The organism is Chitinophaga sp. (assembly GCF_036566945.1).
GTDB lineage: Bacteria > Bacteroidota > Bacteroidia > Chitinophagales > Chitinophagaceae > Chitinophaga.
In genome coordinates this window covers 1-2,869 of record NZ_DATCVJ010000031.1, presented here as the reverse complement: position 1 = coordinate 2,869, position 2,869 = coordinate 1, and the positions used below count along the sequence as shown (strand labels likewise).

General features: G+C 36.3%; 4 protein-coding genes. All 4 read left to right on the top strand.

Annotated elements, in window-relative coordinates; genetic code table 11:
- The coding region (locus VIP81_RS00930; RefSeq protein ID WP_331956596.1) for a hypothetical protein at positions 1-249 on the top strand (249 nt) is incomplete at its 5' end.
- A gap of 7 nt (positions 250-256) precedes the next feature.
- Entirely contained in the window at positions 257-466 is a 210-nt protein-coding gene (locus VIP81_RS00925) for a helix-turn-helix transcriptional regulator (RefSeq protein ID WP_331956595.1), read from the top strand.
- A gap of 328 nt (positions 467-794) precedes the next feature.
- Positions 795-1,001, top strand: a complete 207-nt coding sequence (locus tag VIP81_RS00920; protein WP_331956594.1) for a hypothetical protein — start codon at positions 795-797, stop codon at positions 999-1,001.
- A gap of 930 nt (positions 1,002-1,931) precedes the next feature.
- Positions 1,932-2,855: a LysR family transcriptional regulator gene (locus VIP81_RS00915; protein WP_331956593.1), complete on the top strand. Its 924-nt coding sequence runs from the start codon at positions 1,932-1,934 to the stop codon at positions 2,853-2,855.
- The last annotated feature ends 14 nt before the right edge of the window (positions 2,856-2,869 follow it).

Below are 2,869 nucleotides of genomic sequence, written 5' to 3'. Positions count from 1 at the left end.
TTCACTTTTCACCAGGTGAGATTGTTCAGAAGTATGGGGTTATGGCTATCCCTTACTTCAATAGCTCGCTTTTCCTCCATACAACTTGAAAGTTATCTGCTCAGTAAAGGTGAAGGTTCTTATGGTTTTATGTTGGTATTTGGAACTGATCAGGCAATTATCGCCTGTGCTGCATTAATTTGCTATGCTATGAGTCTTGTCATGAATGCAGGTTTGGAATTGAAAAAAGAATGTGAACTCATAATTTGAGAGCGAAATGCCGATCATTATTGCACTGGATAAGTTGTTGCAGGAACGTAATATGACAGCCAGAGAACTGGCGAGAGCTATAGATATTACTGATGCCAATCTTTCAATACTGAAGAATGGACATGCAAAAGCCATACGTTTCTCAACGCTGGAAAATATTTGTGCTGTGCTTAAATGTACGCCAGGGGAACTAATTATGTATGCAGAAAACGATTGACATTACGTGAGCAGGCCATACCTTCAGTTTACGATAAGTTGCTATGAGATATATGTATTGTTTTTTCCTCAAAAAATGTCAGATGTTGCAGAGAAAATTGCTGGGAAGCGGATGGAAGAGCTGGTAAGCATTACAGGAGCAGGCAAGGCTCATTTTTCTTGGATATCCACTATCTTCTGAGCGCTATCAGGATATTATTAATAATGCCAGGAGTGAGTATCAAACTAAATAAGAAAATGAAATCACTAAAGAGAATTTTTACAAAGCAAGGATGATGATTAACTCTCTGGAAAATGGTACTATTCTGTTAAATAGAGTTCTATGTCAGATGACAGAAAAAAATGGAGATGTGTATGTTGATATGTCATCAATATTAAAACCTGAGTTTGTATCAACTTTACTTGAAAACATGCATTTAGTAAAAGGAGTGCAGATCAGAGGGACAAGTAATAAATTTATTGATGGCAGCAATTACGATGCTATTGTCGGTCCTCATGCAAAAACCTCAACATCAGACAGACCGTATATAGGTTAATATGGGAAAAAATTGGTGAGGCGCTCTGGGAAAAAAATTATGCTTTTGGAATGTTGCCTAACCGTAACTCCTGAGTTATTCAGTGTTAATTATGTGTAATGCTGAAAAAGGAGGGGGGAGGATGAGTGGAGTTGATGGTTCAATAAATAAAATAAATTATGAATGATATTAGAAATTATTATGAAGATAGCCAAAAGGATGGTGATCGATATGACTGGAACTCATCAACAACAAAAATAAAAATAACATCTACCGGTTTCAGCAGTGATAGTTTTATTTCTGGTTGTGTAAACTACCTTATAAACCATTAAGGGTTTAGAAATCCAGCATGCAGAGACGGTAAAGAGAATTTGGCCATTGGGATAGGGCATTTGTTTTCCAGTTCTGAAATGGTTGCAGAATTATCTTTCAGTCAGAAAAATAATAAATTGGGTGGGCAGGTTGTATTATTATCGAAGGGTGAGATTATTGCTGTTATTAAATAATTACAGGCGAGTCAAGGATGTGATTATTTAATGATGCTTTCAAGTGATGCAATTATACGTTTGTGTATGGATGATATTAAAAACACAATATCTTGATTGATATATATTTGTTCTGAATATGATAAAACTCCAGACTCCGCTAAACTGGTATTAATCGGTATGGGGTTTAATTTAGCTATTCATAATTTAAGGTTTTGTTTTCCTAATTTAAATTCGGCAGTAAATCAAGGTGACTAAAACTTTGCTGCACATGAATCACACCGAATAGGGGTCGGTAATAAGCGAAATAGTGATACGGAAGCACTGTTTTTGAAGACTTTGTAGAATTAACTAATATGTTGTTATATCGGTTTATTGAACTGTTTTTCATGGCGATTCAATCCGTTTTTTGTGGTTCTCATTATGTACTTTTTTTGTTGGAAGGGTGATAAATCAGGCGCATAAAATGAAAGAACAATACAGAGTTATAATTGATTGGATCGTGCTGATTAAAGTAATAGAAAACAGGTCTTTTTCAAAGTCCGCAAAAGAACTTAATCTAAGTGTGTCCTGTGTCAGTAAGTCCATTGCCAAGCTGGAGTATATTTTCAGATGTCAGTTAATTAGGCGGAATGCTCATAACTTTGAAGTTACAGAAGTGGGGAAGATGTTTTATGATAAAGCCATTGAAATCTACAATGTTTATTATTCACTGGTAACGGAAACCGCCAATGTTAACAAACAGTTCAATGGTATCATACGGCTAACCGCGCCAGGTATTTTATGCGACTCACTGATAAATTTATGGGCTTGGGAGTATATGCAGAAACACCCCAAGGTTAAAATAATATTAAACTCAAGAGAATTAGGCAGTTTCTCTGGTAACTCACCGGAATTTGATGATTTGGTGATAAAGAGTGGATTTATTGACAGTCCTGACATCATACACAAGAAGCTTGACCCGGTACCATTTGGGTTATATGCCTCGCCGGATTATTTAAAACACGCCGCACCACTCACTCATCCGCAGGACATCAATATTCACTCAGTCCTGAAATTTGAACATCACTCTCTGGCCCTTCCCTTAACTATCAGGAATGATGAGAATTCGGTTGAGATAAATTTTAACGAAAGAGCATCATTTTGTTCCAATAATGTAAACAGCATTCTGAATTTGGTACTCGAAGGGAAAGGCATTTGCATCGCGATACCCGAATGGATAGCAGAACCACACGTTGAAAAGGGGGATCTGGTTAACGTTCTTCCAGGGTGGAGACTTCCATTATTGCCATGTAACATCGTTTGGCGTTATCGTAACTATTATTCTGTATTATTTATGGATTTAATTTCATATATTGATGGTAAATGGAATGATTATTTCAGTAAATGAAATAATCCTGAATC

Excerpts from the sequence above, each read along its gene's own strand:
- VIP81_RS00920 (WP_331956594.1), top strand. The coding sequence starts at position 795 with ATGACAGAAAAAAATGGAGATGTGTATGTTGATATGTCATCAATATTA.
- VIP81_RS00915 (WP_331956593.1), top strand. The coding sequence starts at position 1,932 with ATGAAAGAACAATACAGAGTTATAATTGATTGGATCGTGCTGATTAAA.
- VIP81_RS00925 (WP_331956595.1), top strand. The coding sequence starts at position 257 with ATGCCGATCATTATTGCACTGGATAAGTTGTTGCAGGAACGTAATATG.